Source organism: Cypionkella sp. PAMC25878, from assembly GCF_058135695.1.
Genome location: NZ_CM176871.1, coordinates 955,086 through 978,404, shown reverse-complemented (window position 1 = coordinate 978,404; position 23,319 = coordinate 955,086). Strand labels below are relative to the sequence as shown.

15 protein-coding genes and 2 pseudogenes are annotated in these 23,319 nt (G+C 60.3%); 15 read left to right on the top strand and 2 right to left on the bottom strand.

The features are described 5' to 3' along the window. Positions 1 to 114 precede the first annotated feature (114 nt). A complete protein-coding gene (locus ACS5RD_RS04530) occupies positions 115 to 840 on the bottom strand; it encodes a DeoR/GlpR family DNA-binding transcription regulator (protein ID WP_489930184.1) in 726 nt (241 codons plus the stop codon). Positions 841 to 1,128: 288 nt separating this feature from the next. Here ACS5RD_RS04530 and ACS5RD_RS04525 point away from each other — a divergent pair, with 288 nt between their 5' ends. From ACS5RD_RS04525 to ACS5RD_RS04475, 11 genes and pseudogenes are all read left to right on the top strand, one after another. After that, positions 1,129 to 1,713 (top strand): ANTAR domain-containing response regulator, encoded by a 585-nt coding sequence (locus tag ACS5RD_RS04525; RefSeq protein WP_489931330.1) that lies wholly within the window; start codon positions 1,129 to 1,131, stop codon positions 1,711 to 1,713. Continuing rightward, positions 1,710 to 2,882, top strand: coding sequence for a CmpA/NrtA family ABC transporter substrate-binding protein (locus ACS5RD_RS04520; protein WP_489930183.1), 1,173 nt, complete (start codon positions 1,710 to 1,712; stop codon positions 2,880 to 2,882). The genes ACS5RD_RS04525 and ACS5RD_RS04520 overlap by 4 nt, the downstream gene beginning before the upstream one ends. A 251-nt stretch (positions 2,883 to 3,133) precedes the next feature. Next, complete coding sequence (locus ACS5RD_RS04515; RefSeq protein WP_489930182.1) at positions 3,134 to 4,492, top strand: CmpA/NrtA family ABC transporter substrate-binding protein; 1,359 nt, start codon at positions 3,134 to 3,136, stop codon at positions 4,490 to 4,492. A gap of 67 nt (positions 4,493 to 4,559) precedes the next feature. Then, a complete protein-coding gene (locus ACS5RD_RS04510) occupies positions 4,560 to 5,645 on the top strand; it encodes an ABC transporter permease (RefSeq protein ID WP_489930181.1) in 1,086 nt (361 codons plus the stop codon). Between the two features lie 17 nt (positions 5,646 to 5,662). Continuing rightward, complete coding sequence (locus ACS5RD_RS04505; protein ID WP_489930180.1) at positions 5,663 to 7,306, top strand: ABC transporter ATP-binding protein; 1,644 nt, start codon at positions 5,663 to 5,665, stop codon at positions 7,304 to 7,306. Further along, entirely contained in the window at positions 7,306 to 9,741 is a 2,436-nt protein-coding gene (nirB, locus tag ACS5RD_RS04500) for a nitrite reductase large subunit NirB (protein WP_489930179.1), read from the top strand. The genes ACS5RD_RS04505 and nirB overlap by 1 nt, the downstream gene beginning before the upstream one ends. Continuing rightward, a complete protein-coding gene (nirD, locus tag ACS5RD_RS04495; RefSeq protein ID WP_489930178.1) occupies positions 9,738 to 10,070 on the top strand; it encodes a nitrite reductase small subunit NirD in 333 nt (110 codons plus the stop codon). The genes nirB and nirD overlap by 4 nt, the downstream gene beginning before the upstream one ends. Then, on the top strand, positions 10,067 to 12,709 hold the full coding sequence (locus ACS5RD_RS04490) for a molybdopterin-dependent oxidoreductase (RefSeq protein WP_489930177.1): 2,643 nt from the start codon (positions 10,067 to 10,069) through the stop codon (positions 12,707 to 12,709). Before nirD ends, ACS5RD_RS04490 begins: the two co-directional genes overlap by 4 nt. Beyond that, complete coding sequence (cobA, locus tag ACS5RD_RS04485; protein WP_489930176.1) at positions 12,706 to 13,578, top strand: uroporphyrinogen-III C-methyltransferase; 873 nt, start codon at positions 12,706 to 12,708, stop codon at positions 13,576 to 13,578. The genes ACS5RD_RS04490 and cobA overlap by 4 nt, the downstream gene beginning before the upstream one ends. A 135-nt stretch (positions 13,579 to 13,713) precedes the next feature. Beyond that, entirely contained in the window at positions 13,714 to 14,760 is a 1,047-nt protein-coding gene (locus tag ACS5RD_RS04480) for a tyrosine-type recombinase/integrase (RefSeq protein ID WP_489930175.1), read from the top strand. Between the two features lie 132 nt (positions 14,761 to 14,892). Continuing rightward, positions 14,893 to 15,132 (top strand): annotated as a pseudogene (locus tag ACS5RD_RS04475) (hypothetical protein); the annotation flags it as partial. A 93-nt stretch (positions 15,133 to 15,225) separates the two neighbouring features. Here ACS5RD_RS04475 and ACS5RD_RS04470 read toward each other — a convergent pair. Further along, positions 15,226 to 16,467, bottom strand: a complete 1,242-nt coding sequence (locus tag ACS5RD_RS04470; RefSeq protein WP_489930174.1) for a calcium-binding protein — start codon at positions 16,465 to 16,467, stop codon at positions 15,226 to 15,228. A 122-nt stretch (positions 16,468 to 16,589) separates the two neighbouring features. On the opposite strand from ACS5RD_RS04470, the pseudogene ACS5RD_RS04465 reads away from it, so the two are divergent. From ACS5RD_RS04465 to ACS5RD_RS04450, 4 genes and pseudogenes are all read left to right on the top strand, one after another. After that, a pseudogene (locus ACS5RD_RS04465) lies at positions 16,590 to 17,694 on the top strand (integrase core domain-containing protein). A 246-nt stretch (positions 17,695 to 17,940) separates the two neighbouring features. Continuing rightward, positions 17,941 to 18,558, top strand: coding sequence for an ImuA family protein (locus ACS5RD_RS04460; RefSeq protein WP_489930173.1), 618 nt, complete (start codon positions 17,941 to 17,943; stop codon positions 18,556 to 18,558). Beyond that, positions 18,458 to 20,002 (top strand): Y-family DNA polymerase, encoded by a 1,545-nt coding sequence (locus ACS5RD_RS04455; RefSeq protein ID WP_489930172.1) that lies wholly within the window; start codon positions 18,458 to 18,460, stop codon positions 20,000 to 20,002. The genes ACS5RD_RS04460 and ACS5RD_RS04455 overlap by 101 nt, the downstream gene beginning before the upstream one ends. Continuing rightward, on the top strand, positions 20,002 to 23,286 hold the full coding sequence (locus tag ACS5RD_RS04450; RefSeq protein WP_489930171.1) for an error-prone DNA polymerase: 3,285 nt from the start codon (positions 20,002 to 20,004) through the stop codon (positions 23,284 to 23,286). The genes ACS5RD_RS04455 and ACS5RD_RS04450 overlap by 1 nt, the downstream gene beginning before the upstream one ends. Positions 23,287 to 23,319 lie beyond the last annotated feature (33 nt).

The window sequence follows — 23,319 nt, the reverse complement described above, 5'->3', positions numbered from 1 at the left end:
ATCCGGCGCGGGTCTTTCGAGCCGATTCGATTCAATGCCTGCTTTCGTTATTTTTATATCATTATATTTGTTATATTTACAACATTACTTTTCGCGCAGATGAGAGCACCGGCCTTAGGCGTCCGACGGCAATTCGCCCGCCTCGGTGATTATGGCGTCAAAATCACTGACATCTGCAAAGTGGGCAGGTCGCACACGGCCGATCTTGCTTTGGTCGCAGACCAGATAGCGGCGCTGCGCCATCTCCATCGCTTTGCGCTTGATTGGCACCTCGTGGAACTGCTCGCAAGACACCCCGCGCTGCCGGTCCACGCCAGAGGCGGACAGGAAGGCGACATTGATACCCAAGGCGTTCAGCGTATCGGCCCCAGAGGCCCCGGCGAAGGAGGCCGAGGTGGGGTGAAAGACTCCGCCCAAAAGAATAAGTGTGATATTTTCCTTTGTAATCATGCGCTCTGCCGTATTGAAAGCATAGCACACCACCGTCAGGCGGGTATCGGCAGGGATCAGATCGACAAGATGGGTGAGCGTACTACCACAATCCATGAACACGGCTTCGTCCGGCTGAAGATAGCGCAAGGCGTGGATGGAGGCTTGGCGCTTGGCCACGGAATGGCTTTCGGCAGCGCGGTCGATGGCATAGGGGGCTTCCAGATCGGGCCTGCCTGCCGGAATGATATGCGCGCCGAGGGTGCCGAACAGGTCGGGGTTTTCAGCCACATCGCGCCGCACTGTCATTTCTGACACCTGCATCAAGGCTGCGGCTTCCTTCAGGTGGATCACTTTCCGTTCGGCCAAAGCCAGCGACAGCGCCATGATGCGGCGGTCTTTTGCGGTCATTTTGTAGCCTCCTGAACGGTCGCTTGCTGTTATTTTTATAACATTAATGGCCATTTTTCAACCATTGTTATGAAGTAAACAATCTGGGGGCCTGTCTGCCGACTTTAGTTTGCCGACTACCAGGAAGGCGCGCGGGGCTTCGACCAGCTTTGTCGTTTTGCACATTTTTATCGCATACTCACGGCATTTGCTCACAGTTTAATCATATGCCTGCACCATGAACTGATGCTGGCCCTGTTGACTGCGGTTGCGCTTTCCTCGCGCGGCGCATCGCCGTCTTCCAATACCATGACACAACGGCTTTCCATCATTGTGGTCGAAAAGGACCGCGCCCGCGCGATGCTGATCGTGGATGGTCTGCGCGACGCCGGTGATTTTGATGTGATGGTGATTGCCGAGGAGACCGGGCTTGCGCGTCGGATTGCCCACCGCAATCCTGATCTGGTGCTGATCGACGCCGGAAATCCCTCGCGCGATGTGTTGGAGGAACTGGCTTTGGCGACGGGGCCGACCGAACGCCCTGTGGCGATGTTTGTCGATCAAAGCGACGGCAACCTGACCAAGGCAGCGATTGAGGCGGGGATGTCGGCCTATGTGGTGGATGGGCTGCGGGCGGATCGGATCAAGCCGATCTTGGATGCCGCCATCGCGCGGTTTCATATGCTGCAAAAGATGCGGATTGAGTTGGTGGAGACTCGCCGGGCGCTGGAAGAACGCAAGGCGATTGACCGCGCCAAGGGGATTTTGATGCGCGCGCGCGGCATTGGCGAGGAAGAAGCTTACGCCTTGCTGCGCAAAACCGCGATGGATCAGGGCCGCAAGCTGGCTGATGTAGCTTCAGCTTTGGTCCTTGCGGCGGATTTGTTGAAATGAGCGTGACCCTGCGCCTTGGCTATGTGCCGCTGCTGGATGCAGCCCCCCTGATCATCGCCGAGGCTTTAGGCTTTGCCGAGGAGGAGGGGCTGTCCCTGGATCTGCACGCTGCCCCCAGTTGGGCGGCGTTGCGCGATATGCTGGCGGTGGGGCAAGTTGATGCGGCGCAGATGTTGGCGCCGGTGCCCGTGGCGATGGCTTTGGGGCTGGGGCGTGGCCCGGTGCGGTTTGAGGCGCTATGCGTGCTGAACCTGAACGGCAATGTGATCGGGATTTCCAACGCTTTGGCCGCCAAGATGGCGGACGCGGGGTATGGCTTTGATTTCGCCGATGCAGGGGCGGCGGGGCGGGCTTTGCTGGCCGCTTCGCCCAGCCTGCGCATCGGGGTGCCCTATACGTTTTCGATGCACCGCGAGTTGCTGCATTATTGGCTGGCGGCCTCTGGCGCGCGTACCGCGCAACTCGATATCCGCACCGTGCCGCCACCGCGGATGGCCGAGGCGCTTTCCGCCGGAGAAATCGACCTGTTTTGTGTGGGTGAACCTTGGGGTTCTGTCGCGGTCGAGAACGGCTCGGGGACGTTGCTGCTGCCGACCTCGGCCTTGTGGGCGCGGGCACCGGAGAAAGTGCTGGCGACCAGATTGGGCTGGGCCGAAGCGGAACCTGCGCTGGCGGGGCCGTTGCTTAGGGCGCTGTGGCGGGCGGGGCGCTGGCTGGGGCGGGCGGAAAACCACATCATCGCGGCGGAGATGCTGACGGCACAGGGGCGTATTGGGGTTTCCGCCGATCTGGTTGAACGGGCGTTGACGGGACGGATTGTGACAGCGCCAGATGGCCGCGAACATCTGACCCCGCAGTTGATCGAATTCTTTGAGGGCGCGGCGAGCTTTCCGTGGCGCAGTCAGGCGGCGTGGATAGGCGCTTCCTTGGCGGGGCGGCATGGCTTGGATGTGGCAGAGGCCGCCGCCGCAGCAACAGATGTGTTCCGCAGCGACCTGTACCGCCTGCATTTGCGCCCAGCAGGCGCCATTCTACCCGGCGCATCCGAGAAACTCGAAGGTGCTTTGGCGCAGCCAACAGCCGTTCCCGCCGAACGTGGACAACTGATTCTGCCCGCCGATCGCTTTTTTGATGCCCGGATTTTCGACCTGACCGCACCTGCACGCTGAAAAAAGTGGCATCGCGATGCTGCACCTGCGAAATCGTCACAAACTGCACAAAATCCGACACAGATGATTTGACGCTGCAGCGCGGCATCGGCAGATTTAATCCAAGCACGAGGGCAATGACGCCTTCACCGCCGACCCCCAAAGTTGGGAAAAGCCGAGCACCGCCGCTCGATCCACTGCCTTCTCTGGCATGGGATCTGGCGGCTTTTTGCATTTCAACGCCCCGCATCGGGGCTTTCCGGGAACCAGACATGACACGCATCTCAGCCCTGCTTGCCACGACCGCCCTGCTTGCCTTCCCCGCTTTCGCCGAGACCCCAGGCATCGAGAAGCCCGAGCTGACGCTCGGTTTCATCAAGCTGACCGACATGGCCCCTTTGGCGATTGCTAAGGAAAAGGGCTTTTTTGAAGACGAGGGCCTGTCAGTGACGCTGGTGGCGCAATCGAACTGGAAAGTGCTGCTGGATGGCGTGGTTTCGGGTGAGTTGGACGGCGCGCATATGCTGGCGGGTCAGCCGATTGCAGCCTCGATTGGCTACGGCACCAAGGCCAAGCTGGTGACGCCGTTTTCGATGGACCTGAACGGCAACGCGATCACGGTTTCCAATGCGGTGTGGGAAGCGATGAAGCCGGGATTGAAGATGGAGGGCGGCAAGCCTGCACATCCGATCTCGGCCGCCGCGCTGAAGCCTGTGATTGAGGCCTATGCCGCCGAAGGCAAGCCTTTCAATCTGGGCATGGTGTTCCCCGTCTCCACCCATAACTATGAACTCCGCTATTGGTTGTCGGCTGGCGGTATCAATCCGGGGCTGTATTCGGCGGATGACGTTTCGGGCCAAATTGGCGGCGATGTGTTGATCTCGGTGACGCCGCCGCCGCAGATGCCCGCGACGTTGGAGGCTGGCACGATTGACGGCTATTCCGTGGGTGAGCCGTGGAACCAAGCGGCAGTTGCCAAGGGCATCGGTGTGCCGGTGATCACCGACAATGACATCTGGAAGAACAACCCGGAAAAGGTGTTTGGGCTGACGGCGGAGTTTGTAGAAGCCAATCCGCAAACGACTTTGGCACTGACCAAGGCGCTGATCCGCGCCGCGATCTGGCTGGATGAGAACGACAACGCCAACCGCGCCGAGGCGGTAACGATCCTGTCCAGCCCGGATTATGTTGGCGCAGATGCGGCGGTGATCGGCAACTCGATGACCGGGACGTTTGAATATGAAAAGGGTGACAAGCGCCCTGCCCCCGATTTCAACGTGTTCTTCCGCTATAATGCGACCTTCCCCTACTATTCCGATGCAGTCTGGTATCTGACCCAGATGCGCCGCTGGGGTCAGATTGCCGAGGGCAAGCCGGATGCGTGGTTCGATGAAACCGCGAAGTCGGTCTACAAGCCGGAGATCTACAAAGCCGCCGCCGAGGCTTTGATCGCTGATGGCCATGCCACCGCTGACGAGTTCGATTTTGACGCCGACGGCTACCGTGAACCTTCCGCCGATTTCATCGACGGTGTGTCTTATGACGGCACCAAACCCAACGCCTATATCGACAGCCTGACCATTGGCTTGAAAGACGGTCAGACCGTCGCAGGCGGCGAAATCATCAACTGAGTAAACACCTTCTCTGAATTGTCTGGCGGCACTCCGCCAGACAATGCCGCCGCTGATGGAGACTTACATGACCCTGCTTGACCCCGCTGCTTTGCCCGAAGAACCCACACGCGACCGCGCCGCCCGGCTGGAAAAGCTGTATCGGCTGATCAGCAAATGCGACAAATGGTTCAAGCTGCTGGGACTGGCCTGGATCACTCCGATCTGGCGCGTGCTAGCGGGCGACAACCCGCGCGGGCAGATGCCGGAAATCTGGCGGTTGGCGGTTGTGCCGATGCTGGCGATTGCGGGTTTCTTAGCACTTTGGGCCAGCCTTGCGCCGATGGTGCAGACTTCGCTGGGCGCTATTCCGGGGCCTTTGCAGGTGTGGGAACAGGCGGTTGCTTTGGACGCCAGCGCTGCGGCTGAAGGCGTGAAAGAGCAGGAGTTTTACGCCAAGCAGGCCGCGAAAAACGCCGCTTTGGTGGCGGACGGCAAGGCGGACGAGGTGAGAACTCCGGCCTATACCGGCAAGCCGACCTATTATGCGCAGATCTGGACCTCAATTAAGACGGTGTTCGCGGGGTTTCTGATTGGCACGGTGATTGCGGTGCCTTTGGGAATTTTGGCGGGGCTGTCGGCGACGGCAAACGCGGCGATCAACCCGCTGGTGCAGTTGTTCAAACCGGTGTCGCCGCTGGCTTGGCTACCGATTGTGACGATGGTGGTCTCGGCGGTGTACACGGACGGCAATATGCCGAAAAGCTTCATTGTTTCGGCCTTTACGGTGACGTTGTGTTCGCTGTGGCCGACGCTGATCAACACCTCGCTGGGGGTGGCGTCAATTGACAAGGATCTGGTCAACGTCAGCCGTGTGCTGAAGCTGTCGTTGTGGAAAAAGATCACCCGGCTGGTGCTGCCCTCGGCGCTGCCGTTGATTTTCACTGGGCTGCGGCTGTCTTTGGGCGTGGGCTGGATGGTGCTGATTGCCGCAGAAATGTTGGCGCAGAATCCGGGGCTTGGCAAATTCGTCTGGGATGAGTTTCAGAACGGATCGGAGCAATCCCTAGCCAAGATCATGGTTGCAGTGCTGACCATTGGCATCATCGGCTTTCTGCTTGATCGGGTGATGTTCGCTTTGCAGTCGCTGTTCACCTTCTCGAACAATCGTTGAACGGGGCGGTAACCAACATGGGTATCCTAGATTTTAATAATGTTTCCAAGGGCTACGGTGATATGCCCGTGCTGCGCAACCTGTCGTTTCAGGTGCAGGATGGCGAGTTTCTGGCGATCCTTGGTTTTTCTGGCTCGGGTAAAACCACGCTGATCAACCTGATGGCGGGGCTGACGCTGCCGGATCGCGGCGAAGTCAATTTCAAGGGTGCTCCGGTGACAGGGCCGGGGCCAGAGCGCGGGCTGGCGTTTCAATCCTACGCGCTGATGCCATGGCTGACCGTGGCGGGCAATATCGGGTTGGCGGTGGATGCGGTGTCTAAAGGCAGCAAGGCCGAGCGCGCCGCTTTGGTGCAGAAATACATCCAGATGGTCGGACTTGGCCATGCGGCTGATCGGCGTCCGGCGGAACTGTCTGGCGGGATGCGGCAGCGGGTGGCGGTGGCACGGGCCTTGGCGATGCAGCCGGAAGTGCTGCTGATGGACGAGCCTTTGTCGGCACTGGATGCGCTGACGCGGGGCAATGTGGCCGCGGAGATTGAGGCGATCTGGGCGGCGGATAAGCGCACCGTCGTGCTGATCACCAATGATGTGGATGAGGCTTTGGTTTTGGCCGACCGCATCCTGTGCCTGAATCCCGATGGCAGTTTGGGTGCGGCGTTTCCGGTCAACCTGCCGCGACCGCGCGACCGCAGTTCGATGAACGAAAGTGCTGAATTCAAAACCTTGCGCGCCGATGTCACCGCCTATCTGATGGATGTCGGCATCAAATCCAAGCTGCCGGAAACCCGGCTGCTGCCCGCTTTGACCCCGCGCCATGCTTTGCCGAAAGCCTATGCCAAGGCCGCCAGTTCGGCGTTGGACGCACGTTATCTGCGCTATTCGCAGCTGCACAAGGTCTATGCCACCGCCAAGGGGCCTTTGACGGTGGTGGAGGATTTCAACTTGATCCTGAAGAAGGGCGAGTTTGTCAGCCTGATCGGCCATTCCGGCTGCGGCAAATCCACCGTTTTGACAATGACGGCGGGGCTGAACAGTATCTCGAAGGGTGCGATCACGCTGGACGGCACGCATGTTGAAGGTGCCGACCCCGAGCGCGCCGTGGTGTTCCAATCGCCCAATCTGTTCCCGTGGCTGACGGCAAAGGAAAACGTCGCGATTGGGGTGGATAAGGTTTATCCAAAATCCACCCAAGTCGAACGCCAAGAGGTGGTGGAATACTACCTTGAGCGTGTGGGCCTTGCCGATGCGATGGATCGCCAAGCCGCCGATATGTCGAACGGAATGCGGCAGCGGGTTGGCATTGCGCGGGCCTTTGCCTTGTCGCCCAAGCTGCTGCTGCTGGATGAGCCGTTCGGGATGCTCGACAGCCTGACCCGGTGGGAATTGCAGGAAGTGCTGATGGAGGTGTGGTCGCGCACCAAAGTCACCGCCGTTTGTGTCACGCATGACGTGGACGAGGCGATTTTGCTCGCCGACCGCGTGGTGATGATGACCAACGGGCCGAACGCAACCATTGGCAAGATTACCGAGGTGAAACTGCCGCGCCCGCGAAGCCGTCGCAGCCTGCTAGAGCATCCAGACTATTATCACTACCGCAGCGAAGTGCTTGCATTCCTTGAAGAATACGAACACGGCCACAAGAAGAAGGACGTCGCGTGATGAAACAGAAACTTGTCGTCATCGGGGCGGGCATGGCCTCGGGCCGGGTGCTGGAACAACTGACGGATGCAGCGCCGGATGCGTTTGATATCACCCTGTTCAACGCAGAGCCGCGCGGGAACTATAACCGGATCATGCTGTCGCCGGTGTTGTCGGGTGAGAAAACCTATGCAGAAATCGTCACCCATGACGACGCTTGGTATGCCGCACGCGGTATCAAAACCGTGTTGGGCCACGCTGTCACCAAGATCGACCGTGCCGCAAAAACCGTGACCAGCGCCGGGGTGGAGACGCCTTATGATCAGTTGATCATCGCGACCGGATCTGCGCCCTTCATCATTCCGGTGCCGGGCCATAAGCTGCCCGGCGTCGTCACTTACCGCGATCTGGAAGACACCAATGCGATGATCGCGGCGGCCAAGCCGGGAGCGAAGGCGGTGGTGATTGGCGGCGGGTTGCTGGGGCTGGAAGCCGCTGCAGGGATGCAGTTGCGCGGCATGGAGGTGGTGGTGATCCATCTGATGGGCCATCTGATGGAGCGGCAGTTAGACCCCGCCGCAGGCTATTTGCTGCAAAAGTCGCTGGAGGCGCGGGGGATGAAAATCCACTGCAAAGGGGCGACCAAGGCCATCCTCGGGCATGAGCGGGTGGAGGCCGTTCTGCTGGAGGATGGCACGGTTTATGACGCCGATATCGTCTGCATGGCGGTGGGTATCCGCCCCGAAGTGCGGCTTGCGAATGACGCGCATCTGGATGTGGGGCGTGGCATCACGGTGAATGATGCGATGCAGACCTCTGACACAGCGATCTGGGCGGTGGGCGAATGTGTTGAGCATAACAAGCAGTTGTTTGGGCTTGTGGCTCCGCTTTATGACCAAGCCAAGGTTTTGGCGCAGGCTTTGCTGGGGCAGGAAAGCGCCTTCCGTCCGGTGCAGACGGCGACCAAACTGAAGGTGACGGGTTGCGATTTGTTCTCGGCTGGCGATTTTGCCGACGGACCGGGGCGCGAGGATATCGTGTTCCGCGATCCGGCGCGGGGGGTTTACAAACGGCTGGTGATTGAGGGCGACCAACTGGTCGGCGCGGTGATGTATGGCGATACCGCCGACGGCAACTGGTTCTTCGGGCTGATCAAAGATGGCACCGATATTACCGCGATGCGCGAGACCTTGATCTTCGGCCCAGCCTATCAAGGGGGTGCCCAAACGGACCCTATGGCAGCCGTTGCAGCCTTGCCGCCTAGCGCGGAAATTTGTGGCTGCAACGGCGTTTGTAAGGGCAAAATTGTGGATGCGATCCTCGGCGGGGCCAATACGTTGGACCTCGTGCGCAACGTCACCAAGGCCAGTTCCAGCTGTGGCACTTGCACGGGGCTGGTCGAGGAGGTGATGGCGGTGACTTTGGGCGACAGCTTTACCGCCAACGCTAACCCCGCGATGTGCAAATGCACAGATCACACCCACGAGGATGTGCGGCGGCTGATCAAGTCGATGGCGCTGAAGTCGATCCCGGCGGTGATGCAGGAGCTTGGCTGGCGCTCGGTTGGCGGCTGTGCGTCCTGCCGTCCGGCGTTGAATTATTACCTGATCGCGGATTGGCCGACCGAATATGTCGATGACCGCCAAAGCCGTTTTGTGAACGAGCGCAACCACGGAAATATTCAGAAGGACGGCACCTATTCGGTGGTGCCTCGGATGTGGGGCGGGGTGACCACGCCGGATGAATTGCGCGCGATTGCCGATGCGGCGGATAAATACGACGTGCCGCTGGTGAAGGTCACGGGCGGGCAGCGGATTGATTTGCTGGGGGTGAAAAAGGAAGACCTGCCCGCGATGTGGCAGGATCTGAACGCGGCGGGGATGGTTTCTGGCCATGCCTATGCCAAAGGGCTGCGCACGGTGAAGACCTGCGTGGGGTCGGATTTCTGCCGCTTTGGCACGCAGGATTCCACCGGGCTGGGCATCAAGCTGGAGAAGCTTTTGTGGGGGTCTTGGACGCCTGCGAAGGTGAAGCTCGGCGTGTCCGGCTGCCCGCGCAACTGTGCGGAGGCGACCTGCAAGGATATCGGCGTGGTTTGCGTGGACAGTGGCTATGAAATTTCGGTGGCGGGTGCTGCCGGGATGGATGTTCGCGAAACCGAGTTTCTGTGCAAGTCCACCACCGAGGCTGAAACCATGGAAATCATCGCGGCCTTCGTGCAGCTTTACCGAGAAAACAGCCGCTATCTGCACCGGATTTACAAATGGGTCGGCAAAGTGGGTCTTGGTTGGTGTCAGGAGCAGATGGCCGACCTGACGGTGCGTCGGGCTTTGTATGACCGCTTCATGCTGTCGCAATCGGTCTATCAGATCGACCCGTGGGCGGAGCTTTCCAAACCCGATCAGATGGCGCAATGGGCACCGATGGCCGATCTTTCGCTGGAGGCCGCCGAATGAACTGGATCGATATTGGCGCGCTGAGTGCCATTCCCGCTCAAGGCGCGCGGGTGGTGAAAACTGCCGCTGGCTGTGTGGCGGTGTTCCGTACTGCCGAAGATCAGGTGTTCGCGATTGACGACAGCTGCCCGCACAAGGGCGGACCACTGTCGGAAGGCATCGTGCATGGCAATGCCGTCACCTGCCCGCTGCACGCTTGGGTGTTTTCCTTGGAAACCGGCATGGCGCTGGGGGCGGATGAAGGCGCGGTACAAAGTTATCCGGCGCGGGTCGAAGCGGGCCGGATTTTGCTAGATGCCAGCCGTTTAGTCCGGCGGTCAGCCGCATGACCCTGCAGCCCGTCTCGTTGGAGCCCGGCCAAATTCGCACCACCTGCCCCTATTGCGGCGTCGGCTGTGGCATCTTGGCCGCGGCCGATGGCAAGGGCGGGCTGAGTGTAAAGGGTGACCCCGATCACCCGGCGAACAAGGGGCAGCTGTGCTCTAAGGGCAGCGCTTTGTGCGAAACAGTTGGGCTTGAAGGTCGGCTTTTGGCCCCGCGTGTGTTCGGGCAGGACGTCACTTGGGACGATGCTTTGGGCGTTGTGGCCAAGCGGTTTTCAAAGGTGATCGCCGATCATGGCCCGGATGCAGTGGCGTTTTATGTCTCGGGTCAGTTGTTGACGGAAGATTACTATGTTGCCAACAAGCTGATGAAGGGTTTCATCGGGTCCGCCAATATTGACACCAATTCAAGGCTTTGCATGGCGTCTTCGGTTGCTGGCCACAAGCGCGCGTTTGGCTCTGACACCGTGCCGGGGCTGTATGAGGACTTGGAGTTGGCCGATCTGGTGGTGCTGACCGGATCGAATCTTGCGTGGTGTCACCCGGTTTTGTATCAGCGCCTTGCCATCGCGAAAGCTGTTCGCCCTGCGATGAAAATCGTGGTGATTGATCCAAGGCGGACCGCCACTTGTGACATTGCTGACCTGCATTTGGCGATAGCGCCGGGGTCGGATGCGGCCTTGTTCAACGCGTTGCTGGTGGCGATCGCAGACACGGGGGCGGTTGACCTCGACTATCTCTCCAATGTTACTGGCTACCCCGAGGCCCTGACCGCCGCCTGTGCCAGTGATCCTACTGAGACAGGCCTGCCCGCAGCCGATCTGGCCGCGTTCTTGCGGCTGTGGACCAGCACTGAAAAGGTCGTCACCGTCTATAGCCAAGGCATCAACCAATCGTCCTCGGGCAGCGATAAGGTCAATGCGATCATCAACTGCCACCTTGCCACCGGGCGCATCGGCCGTCCCGGCATGGGGCCATTTTCGGTCACGGGTCAGCCCAACGCGATGGGCGGGCGCGAGGTGGGGGGCCTCGCTAATATGCTCGCCTGCCATTTGGACATCGAAAATCAGACTCACCGTGATGCAGTTCAGGGCTTTTGGGCCAGCCCCGCTATGGCGCAAAAGCCGGGGCTGAAGGCGGTCGATATGTTTCGTGCCGTGGCCGATGGGACGATCAAAGCCATTTGGATCATCCACACCAATCCCGCTGTAACCATGCCCGATGCCGACGCGGTGACGGCGGCGATCAAGGCGTGCCCCTTCGTTGTGGTCAGCGATGTCACCGCCGAAACCGACACCGCGCGGCTGGCGCATGTGCTGCTGCCCGCGACTGCTTGGGGTGAAAAGGACGGAACCGTCACCAATTCTGATCGCACGATCAGCCGTCAACGCTCTGTTCTGCCGCGTCCCGGCAAGGCGCGTCCTGACTGGTGGGCGCTGGCGCAGGTTGCCAAGCGGATGAGCCACGGCAAGGCCTTCGCTTGGGAAACCGAGGCGGAGATTTTCACCGAATACGCTGCATTGTCTGGCATTGCCGGAAACCTCGGCAGCGACTTTGACATCTCTGACCTCGCCAGCCTGAGCCAAGCCGCCTACGACACCCTCACCCCCTTCACATGGCCACAAAACTCGCGCCAAAAGGGAGGCCGCTTCTTCGCCACCGGGCAGTTTCATACCCCAGACGCCCGCGCGCGGATGCTGCCGATCACGCCCCGCGCGCCGCAAGCCTTGACGCCCGAACACCCGTTCCGCCTGAACACCGGGCGCATCCGCGATCAATGGCATACGATGACCCGCACCGCGAAATCGCCGCGCCTCAGCCAGCATCTGGCGGAGCCGTTTGTGGAAATACATCCGAGCGATGCCGCGCGTCTGAATATCCAACCCGATGATCTGGTTGAACTTTCCAATGGACATGGCCGCAACCTCCTGCGCGCGCTGATCAGCCAGAACGCAGCCCCCGGCCAGTTGTTCGCACCGATGCACTGGACGGCTGAGACCGCCTCTGCTGCCCGCATCGACGCTTTGGTGCCGGGCCTTGTGGACCCAATTTCCGGCCAACCTGAAAGCAAAGCCGCCGCCGTCGCGGCCCAGCTTTACCCCGCGCATTGGTTCGGCTTCGCCATCAGCGCCACCGTCCTACAGCCGACCGCAGAATACTGGGCCCGCGCCCGTGTCCCCGGTGGCTGGCGGATGGAATTGGCGGGGCTTACAGCGCCCGAGGATTGGACCCAATACGCGCGCGCCCTGTTCGCCCTGCCCAGTGCCGAAGCAACAACCGTCATCGACGCCAAACGCGGCCTTGCCCGCATCGCTTTTCACGCCGAGGGCCGCTTGCTCGCCGCCTTGTTCGCGGGCCCCAGCCCCGTCGCAGTGGCCCGAGATCACTTGGCCAGCCGCCTGAATGAGGCCGAGCCCATCATCCTCGCTGGCCGCCCGCGGGCTGATATGCCCACCCCCGGTGCTACGGTTTGCGCTTGCCTGAATGTCGGGATCAACACCATCCGCGCGGCGATCCAATCGGGCCGCGCGCTGAGTGTTGCCGCCTTGGGTGAAGCCTTGGGTGCAGGCACGTCCTGCGGATCGTGCCGCCCGGAACTTGCCGGATTGCTCACCCGTTTCAAACTGCCAGAGGCCGCCGAATGATCACCCTTGCGCCCAAGCCGCTGTTTGCACAGCTGATCCTTGCCTTTCGGATTTGGCAAGCGCGCCTGCCAAACGGCAGCACGACACATATAACCGCACGAACGAAAGCCGCCAAACAAGGCTTCGTCAGCCTTGTCGGCGCTGGCCCCGGCTCGGCTGATCTGATCACTTTGCGGGGATTGGAGCGCCTGCAAGCTGCCGATGTGGTCTATTATGATCGCCTCGCCGATCCGGCTTTGCTGAAGCGTGCGCGCAAAGGGGCGAGCCTGATCTATGTTGGCAAGGCCCCCGGCTGTCATGCGATGCCGCAGGCGCAGATCAACACATTGCTGGTGCAATCAGCGCAAGCGGGGCAGCAGGTGGTGCGGTTGAAATGTGGCGATCCGGGCATCTTTGGCCGCGGGGCAGAGGAAGCCGATGCGATGAATGCCGCCGGGGTGGACTGGGAGATTGTGCCCGGTGTCACCTCGGCCTGTGCTGCGGCTGCCTCGGCCCGCAGCTTTCTGACCGAGCGTGGCCAAACCGAACGGCTGATCCTTGCCGCCGGGCATCTGCGCCACGACGGCGCGCAGGATTGGACCACCACGGCGCAGGCGGGCACCACGTTGGCCTGCTATATGGGGGTGTCGCAGGCGGCATCTATAACGCAAGGTTTGCTGGGCGCGGGCTGGCCTGCGGACTGTGCCGTGCAGGTGATCTCTAAGGCGCAAACACATGAGGAGCGAGTGTTTCATTGCCGTCTGGATGGGCTGGAAGCGCTTTGCGCGCAACATCCGAACCTCAATCCAGCGATCTTGCTGATCCGTTGGACTTTGATTGATGCAACCTCTGGAACGTCACGGGTCAATGCTGTTGCGGTATCCGCCTAATCCCGTTTTGTGACAGAACGGATTTTGCACCGCAAAGCCGATCCGTGGTGATCATCTAGGCCGAAAGCTGTTATCGAGACTCTTGATCTGGTGGGATGGCCTGTCAGAGTCGTTTCGAAATCACATTGGGCCGCGATGAAATCCAATCTGCCTCTGCCGTCTTACGTCCAACTTTCCGCCGAGGATGAGGCGGCGCTTGCTGCACTGTACAAGCGTGGCACGCCGCAGAACACATTGCGCGCGTGGGAGCGCGATCTGGCCTATATCGCGGCATGGAAAGCTGCGGTTTTTGGGCAAAGCCTGATCTGGCCGGAAAGCGAGCGAGTGGCACTGCGGTTTGTGCTGGATCACACGCTGGATCTGACAGAGGTGCCCGGCGCCGCGCAAGATGCCGCACAAGAGTTGATCGAACTGGGGCTGCGCCTGAGTTTGGCTTGCCCGGCCCCGGCCACATTGGATCGCAAGATTGCGTCGTGGCGGGCGTTTCATCGGATGAAAAACTTGGCCTCACCGTTCGAGGCACCTTTGCTGAAGCAGGCGCGGGCGAAGGGGCGTAAGGCGGCGGCGCGACCGAGGATGCCGAAATCGCCGCGCCCAGTGACGCGCGATGTCTTGGAGTTGTTGTTGGCCAGTTGTGACGACAGCTTGCGCGGTCTTCGAGATCGGGCGGTGCTGATGTTGGGGTTTGGCTCGGGCGGGCGGCGGCGCAGCGAGATCACCAATCTTTACCGTGAGGATATTGGCATTGAGGATTTCGCCGCCAAGGGGCTGATTTGGGTCCGCTTGCTGGAAACCAAAACCACCAGCAAGACCGAAGCGCCGCGCCTGCCACTGAAAGGCCGCGCGGCACGGGCAGTGATGGGTTGGATAGAGGCGGCCGCCATCACCTCGGGGCCGCTGTTCCGCCCGATCTCGCAAGCCGACCGCGTGCTGGGCCGCAAGCTTGCGCCGGATGCGATACGGGTGATCTTGCGGCATCGCTTGAAACTTGCGGGACTGCCAGAGGATTACGCCACCCCGCATGGTTTACGCTCAGGATTTTTGACCCAAGCGGCCTTGGACGGCGCGCCGCTTGCGGCGGCGATGAAATTATCGCTGCACCGCTCGGCTGTTCAGGCCCAGCGCTATTACGCCGATGTCGAGATCACCGAAAACCCCGCGACAGATTTGCTGGGCGACTAAGGCTTATTTCATCTCCGGGACGTTGCTGCACAACTCTGCCCTTGGACGATTCACTTCGTGAATCCATATGGTTAGATAGGCGGTATGAGCAAGCCTTCACCCTCCCGGTCTCGCATGACGCACGGGTCCAGCGACAGTCCGGGCTTTCCGGAGCGGCTCGACCAGATCCTTGAGGGTGAAGAGATCGGCACCGTTACCGCCCCCTCTCACGGTTTGCAGGCAAACCATTGCCGGGCAACGGATGGTGTCGATAACACCCGCCGCTGCCATACCGCGATCCTCGACCGCCTTACCGCCGAAATCCAGATCCGCAGCGCCCTCATGAACCGCTTCTCAGCCTGCGGCACCGCCGAAATCAATCGCGTGGCTTGAAATCAGCGGGGAAAGCGGCAGTCACGCCGCAGACATGAGTTGTCCAACAACGCCGCTTGGCATGAACACCGCACATCCAGATCTATACTGTGTTTAACTCCACATGAAATCCATCGTGCTGAGTTGCCCGGCGTTTGTCAGGCCGCTTAGGGTGATGAGGATATCCGCCGCGCCGTCGCCGTTCACATCGACCTGCAGCTGAGTTCCAACAACCCTTGCCTCGGAATTATCCGATCCACCCGAGAACGCAGCACCACCCATATAGGCGAAGGTGCCGATCAGCAGCCCACTAAACTCCATGACATCGCCTTGGTCAGCCCCGCTCGCCAATGCGCTGAAATCAGTGATCGTGTCGATGCCATTGCCGTTGGCTGCGGTGAAGACAAAGTGATCAGCGCCCGCGCCGCCCGTCAGCGTGTCGTTGCCTGCGTCTCTGATCAGCAAGTCATCGCCTGCCTGTCCAAGCAACCGATTGGCCGCACCATTGCCGGTGATCGCGTTGGCCTGCGCATTTCCCGTGCCGCTGGAGGCCGTTGATCCAGACAGTATCAGGTTTTCAAACCCGCTGCCCAGCGTCCAGCTGACCGAACTTGTGATCAGATCTGTGCCTTCATCTGCATTTTCAAACAGCATATCCAAGACAGAGTCGACGGTATAGCTGTCATTGCCCAAGCGACCGATCATCGTGTCGGCTCCGGCGAGGCCCGACAGTAGGTTATCAGCCGCGTTGCCGATTGCGTTGATCGCAGCTTGTCCGGTGAGGGTCAGATTTTCGACAATGACCGCCAGTGTCAGGCTGACAGATGACAGCACGGTATCGGTCCCGCCAGAGGCAGCCTCAGTCACCCGGTCGGACGGGGCATCCACAACATAGCTGTCGTCGCCGTTGCCACCTGTCATCGTGTCCACGCCGCCGCCGCCATCCAATGTGTCATTGCCGCCTCCGTTCAGCGTGTCATTCCCGGTCATCCCGAACAAAGCGTTGTCGCCGACGTAGCCGTTGATCAGGTTGGCTGCAGTTTTGCCGCTGTCGTTCAGATTATCTGCGCCATCAAGGATCAGCGTCTCAAAGTTGCTGCCCAAGGCCCAGTCCATGGCCGCGATCACCACATCGGTGCCGCTGGCGGTTTGTTCGGCCAACAGATCGCCTAGGCTGTCGACATAATAGGCATCGTTGCCTGTGCCGCCTTGCATATTGTCATCGCCAGCGCCGCCATCCAGCGTATCCGCGCCGCCCCCACCCATAAGGGTATCATTGCCCTGCATGCCCCAAAGATGGTTGGCTGCGGTGTTGGCGATCAGCAGGTTGTCGCTGGCTGAACCGGTTGCATCCAATGCGGCGGAGCCGCTTAGGTGTTTGATTCCACGGTTTGTTGGTGCGATCCTTTCTCAGGCATGGAAGGAAGCAACATGGGACAGGTTCGTCGCGGGAGCGCCACGATCCCGTTGCCCGGCAGGTGAATGCATGCATTCGCCGAGAGGCGCACGCCGTCAGAGCCGCAATACAGCGATCACAAGCTTCGCTCGCGCAGCTGAGCCGCGAGCTGGGCATCAACCCCAAGACGGTGGCGAAATGGCGCAAGCGCGCGACGGTCGAGGATATGAAGACCGGGCCGTCGGAGCCGCGGTCCACCGTTCTGACAAAGGCCGAAGAGGCGATGATTGTCGCGTTTCGGCGCCATACGCTGCTGCCGTTGGATGGCTGCCTCTATGCATTGCAACCGTCGATCCCGCACCTGACCCGTTCGGCGCGGCACCGGTGTCTGCAGCGACATGGCATCTCCCGCCTGCCCGACGTCGAGGGCGAGAAGCCCAAACGCCAGAAGCTCAAGCGCTACCCGATCCATTGGCCGACAGGCGATGCTTGCATCGCCGAGAGGCGGGTTCTTCCACATCCGCTGCCCTCTCGTGGTTTGCCTGCAAACCACAAGAGCGGACATCGCTGAGATGCAGACCGCCGAAGGCAAGCTCTCGCTCTTCGTCGGCATCGACCGGACAGCCAAGTTCGCCGTCGCGCAACGCGTTGCAACGGCTGACAGACGCACCGCCTGGGAGTTCCTGCAACACATGCTTGAGGCCGTGCCCTATCAGGTTCAGACCATTCTCCCCGATCGAGCCATTGGAAGCGCCACGGGTTCAAGCCCAATGGCGAGGGGCATCCGGTTCGCCGAGCGGCCACGGAACCGCAATACCATCTACTCCCGGCCAATGCGCTTCGACATGATCTGCGAGGCCAACGGCATCAAGCACCGATTGACGAAACCCAACCACCCATGGACGAACGGCCAAGTCGAGCGAATGCTTCTCGGCGTTTGACGGCAAACAGCTGTCAGCCAACCGAACCGCACGATCAAGGACGCGACAGTAAAGCGCTCCCACTACGACAGCTACGATCAGCTGCGCACGCACCTTGCCGACTTCCTGGCAGCCTACAACTTCGCCCGACGGCACAAGACGCTGAACGGCCGCACGCCCTACGCATACATCTGCAAAATCTGGACATCAGAGCCAGATCGATTCATCCTAAACCCGATCCACCGGATGCCGGGACTGAACACTTAGGAGAGCAGAAATTATACCACATATACTGCATAATACATTAAAATAGTTAAATTTTATTCTGTCGTGCAGCCGAACGTTTAAGCCATCTTCCTGAGGTGATGCTGGTCCATCTTGTCAGGTTTGTAGAAAAAGATTACTAGAACAAAAAAGGAACAAATAGATGTGATTCCGTGTGCCATATTTTGGATACCTGCACTTACGATGATACGACCACTGCCATCAGCTCCACGTGCAAGGCGATTAGAGGTGACTCTGACCGAGGTTTTTGCTGCGAGCGGGGCAGAGGCAGCAGCAGCAGGATTTGTTATAGCTCAGCTTGGCTGTGGCAGCGGGGCGGTACTTTGGATTCAAGATCGTCTGGCGCAGCGCGAAACCGGGCGGCCCTTTCTGCCGGATCTGGCTGACTTGGGGCCGCTGATATTGATGCAGCTTTCGCGGCCTGCCGACGTGATGATTGCGGCCGAGGAGGGGCTGCGCTGCCGAGCGCTGGCGGCGGTGATTGTCGAAATTCGCGGTGATCACGCGGCGCTGAACTTCACAGCGATGAGGCGGCTGGCCCTGCGGGCCGAGGCAACTGCCGTCCCATGCTGGTTGATCCGACAGGCAGCCACCGCCGATCTTAGTGCGGCGCGGGATCGCTGGCGGATTGCAACGCTGCCTTCTGCCACAAATCCAGATGATGCACGCGCTCCCGGCGATCCGTGTTGGCGGGTCGAATTGTTCCGATCACGCGACAGGAGGCCAGGCACATGGATAATACGTCATGAAGGCGGGGCGGCGGATCGTCTCAATCTGGTTGCCGAACTTCCCGATAGAACGCTGGCAGAAGGCACAGGCACGCTTGGGCAACGCTCTGCCAGATGATCTGCCGCAGGTCTTGGCAGCCGAGGGAACCCACGGGCCGGTGGTTCACGCTCTCAACCGCGCCGCACATTTGGCGGGCGTGACAATCGGTGCGCGGATGGCGGACATGCGCGCATTTTGCCCCAATCTGCATGTGGATTTTGCCGATCCAGAAGGTGACCGGGCCGCATTGGGTCGCCTTGCACTTTGGGCACGGCGCTGGTGCCCTTGGACGGTTGCCGATGATTGGGCGGTGGTGGGAAGCAATCACGGCCTGATCTTGGACACCACCGGCTCGGATCATATCTGGGGTGGTGAGACCGCAATGCTGGCAGAGATGGAGGCCAGTCTTTCGGGCTTGGGGTTTTCGGCCCAACTGGCGCTTGCTCCAACCTGGGGCGCGGCATGGGCGCAGGCGCGGTTCGGACCGGTGCGGGCAATCTGTGTCGATCCCACGCCGCTGCCGGTGGCAGCCCTGCGGCTGGATGGCGAAACCGTGCTGCTGCTGAACCGTCTTGGCTTGCGTACAATCGGCCATCTCGCCAACCTGCCGCGCCTGTCATTGGCACGCCGGTTTTCGCGTGCCGCCTCATCGCAGAACCCGTTGATCCGGCTGGATCAGATGACCGGGCACTTGCCCGAACCGGTTTCACCGCCCGACGCACCACCCGACTTTCGCGCTGATGTCCGGCTGCCCGAACCAATTCTTGACCCCACCAATCACCTGCCTGACCTTTGCACGGCGCTGTGCGATCAATTCGCCAAGGTGCATCGGGCGGCAAGGCGGCTGCGACTGACAGTTTACCGCACTGACGGCATTGTCAGCTACATCGAGGCCGCCTGTGCCTCACCCAGTCGCGATCCTACCCATCTGGCTTTCCTGTTCCGTGATCGGCTGGAGAAGATTGACCCCGGCTACGGATTTGATCTGATCTCGCTGGAAGCCCTGATCACCGAAGCTCTGGGCACCCAGCAGGTTGATCTGGCGGGCAGCACCGATACCGGGCTGGAACTTGCGCATCTGGTCGACCGGCTGACGGTGCGGTTTGGCCGCAATGCGCTGACACAGCTTCAGCCTGTCGCAAGCCATATCCCAGAGCGCGCCGAAATCCGGGCGGCTCCGCTGGATCCGCAGCCAGACCGCGCCACAATCAACGCATTGATCCGGGCCGAGCGCCCGCAACGCCTGCTGGATCACCCCGAGGAAATTCAAGTGCTTTATGCCGTGCCAGAAGGCCCGCCCGCGCAATTTCAGTGGCGGAGGCACAGCTATCGCGTGGCGCGCTATCAAGGCCCAGAACGGATTGCACCTGAGTGGTGGCAGGATCGTCCCGGCACCCGCCTGCGCGATTATTTCAAGGTCGAGGATGAGGCGGGCCACCGTCTCTGGATTTACCGCGAGGGGCTGCAGGGTGATGGCCGTGGCGGCCCCCCCCGCTGGTTCTTGCACGGGATATTTGCCTGATGCCCGACAGTGACAATCGCCGCATCCGCAAGACGCTGATCGGGGACTTCCCGCCCAATCCGCGCAGCCATTATGTCGAGCTTGGCGTGACCACGCCCTATTCCTTTTTGCACGGCGCGTCAGATGCCAGCGAACTCGCTGCCATGGCCCATGCCCTTGGCTATGATGCGCTGGGTGTGGCCGATCTGAACACGATGGCAGGTGTGGTGCGCATGCATGCCGCGGCCCGCAAGGCCAGTCTGCGCCCTGTTATTGGCTGCCGTTTGCGTCTGATCACTGGGGAGGAGTTTTTGGCCTACCCAAGCGACCGACCCGCCTATGGTCGCCTTTGCAGCCTTCTGACCAAAGGCAAGCGGCATGATGCAGAGGGGCGGTGGCAGACCAAGGGTGCTTGTGACATCTCGCTTGGCGATCTTGCAGCCCATGCTGAGGGTGTTCAACTGATCGCTTTGCCCGACGCAACGCTGGCCCGCCGCCTACCCGCGTTGGTGCATCGCCTGCCAACCCTGCGACATATTGCTGTCAGCTACCTTTACCGGGGTGACGACCGCGCACGGATCAACCGGTTGGACCGGCTGGCAAAGTCACATGGCTTGTCGATCCTCGCCACCAATGACGTGCATTACCATACGCCCGACCGCCGCCCCTTGCAGGATGTCATGACCTGCATCCGCGAGAAAACCAACATCCACAAGGCAGGCTTCCTGCTCGATGCCAATGCCGAACGGCATCTCAAATCGCCCGCTGAAATGGCGCGTCTGTTCGCCGACTGGCCCCACGCCATCCATGCCACACGACAAGTCGCTGATGCCTGCACCTTCGATCTGCGGCAACTGAAATATACCTATCCGAAGAAGAATCTTCCGCCCGGCGAAACGCCGCAAAGCCAACTGGAAAAACTGACCTGGAAGGGGGTTGTCCATCGCTACCCCAGCGGAATACCCGATAAGGTTCACGCCACTTTGCTGAAAGAACTGGGTATTATCGAACTCAAAAACATTCCCCAGTATTTTCTGACCGTCCACGAAATTGTCCTTTGGGCACGCGAGCAGGGTATTCTGTGCCAAGGCAGGGGTTCGGCTGCCAATTCGGCGGTTTGTTTTGTGCTGGGCATTACATCGGTCGATCCAGCCGAACAGGAATTGCTGTTCGAGCGCTTCATCAGCATTGACCGTGATGAGCCCCCGGACATCGACGTAGATTTCGAGCATGAGCGGCGGGAAGAGGTGATCCAGCACATCTATGACAAATACGGACGCCACCACGCCGGCCTTTGTGCCACCGTTATTCATTATCGCCCACGCTCTGCCATCCGCGATGTCGGCAAGGCAATGGGCTTGTCAGAAGATGTGACGGCGGCTTTGGCGAAAACTGTCTGGGGCAGTTGGGGCACCAGCATGGGCGAGGCGAACTCGACCGAGGCTGGGGTAGATCTGACCGACCCCCTTATGTCGCGGACGCTGCGTCTTGCCGAGCAGATGATCGGCATGCCCCGTCATCTTTCCCAGCATGTTGGCGGGTTCATCCTGACTGAAGACCTGTTGTTCGAAACCGTGCCCATCGGCAATGCCGCTATGCCCAAGCGCAGCTTCATCGAATGGGACAAAGACGATATCGACGAACTTGGCATCTTGAAGATTGATGTGCTCGCGCTTGGTATGCTGACGTGCATTCGTAAATGCTTTGAACTGTTGAAAGCGCATTACGGCATCGAAAAGACCCTGGCCACTATCGAGCCGAACGACACAGACACCTATGACATGCTGTGCCGCGGCGATAGCATTGGCGTATTTCAGGTGGAAAGCCGCGCGCAGATGAACATGCTGCCAAGGCTAAGGCCGCGCGAGTTTTACGATCTGGTGATTGAGGTCGCTATCGTCCGACCGGGGCCTATTCAGGGCGATATGGTGCATCCCTATCTGCGCCGCCGCAGCGGCGCCGAGCCTGCGATCTATCCCAAACCGGGGCCAGAGCATCCGCAGGATGAGTTGGAAAACATCCTCAGGCGAACGCTTGGCGTGCCTATCTTTCAGGAACAGGCGATGAAGATCGCGATGGATGCGGCGAAATTCAACTCGGCCGAGGCCAATGAATTACGCCGCGCCATGGCGACCTTCCGCTCACGCGGCACCATTGGGGATTTGCAAGACAAGATGGTCAGCAAAATGGTAAATCGCGGCTATGATCCCGACTTCGCTCAGCGCTGTTTTAATCAGATCAAGGGTTTCGGCGACTACGGCTTTCCCGAAAGCCACGCCGTCAGCTTCGCTCTGTTGGTCTATGTCTCGTCTTGGCTGAAATGCCATCATCCGGCCGTCTTTGCGTGTGCGCTACTGAACTCCCAGCCCATGGGGTTCTATGCCCCGGCCCAAATTGTGCGCGATGCCCGCGAACACGGGGTCGAGTTGCGCGACGCAGATGTGAATTTCAGCGAATGGGACAATACGCTGGAGCCGTCGGGCAACCGTTTCGCACTGCGCTTGGGCCTATGCCAAATTGACGGCGTGACCCGCAATGCGGCAGAACTTTTGTTGCAGGTGCGCAGTGCACCCTTTGACAGCCTGTCCGATCTCGCTGCGCGCGCAGGCCTGAATGGCCGCACCATCCGCAGCCTTGCCGCCGCAGATGCCTTCCGGTCCATTGGGCTCGATCGCCGCGCTGCGTTGTGGGAGGCGAAGGCACTGCGCGACGCGCCCAATCTGCCATTGTTTCAACCCGGACAGGATGAAGGACCAGAGGCTTTGACCAGCCTACCGCAAATGCCGCTGTGCGAACATGTTGTGGCCGATTACCAGACGCTGCGCCTGTCCCTGAAAGCGCATCCAATGGCCTTTCTGCGCACAAGCATGACGCGGCAAGGCTTTGTCCGTGCGGCTGATCTGCCCCGCAGGCCCAACGGAGGCCGGGTGCAACTGGCAGGTTTGGTGCTGGTGCGCCAACGTCCCGGCAGCGCCAAGGGCGTCTGCTTCATCACGGTTGAGGATGAAACCGGTGTCGCCAATCTGGTTGTCTGGCCCAAGGTGATGGAAGCTTTTCGCAAAGTGATCATGACCGCCCGTCTGATGCAGGTGACGGGCCGATTGCAACGCGATCCGGTCTCTGGCGTGACTCACATCGTCGTCGAAAGTCTGCGCGATCGCAGCGAAGTTCTTTTGCGTCTGTCGGACCGCAGCCTTGTCCCCCAGCTGTCGCGCGCAGACGAGGTGAAAAACCCGATCCCAGCCCCGACACACCGCCACCCGAGGAATGCACGGATTATCCCCGGTTCAAGGGATTTTCACTGACCAAGCCGTTCTTCTGTAGCCAATATCCCCAGA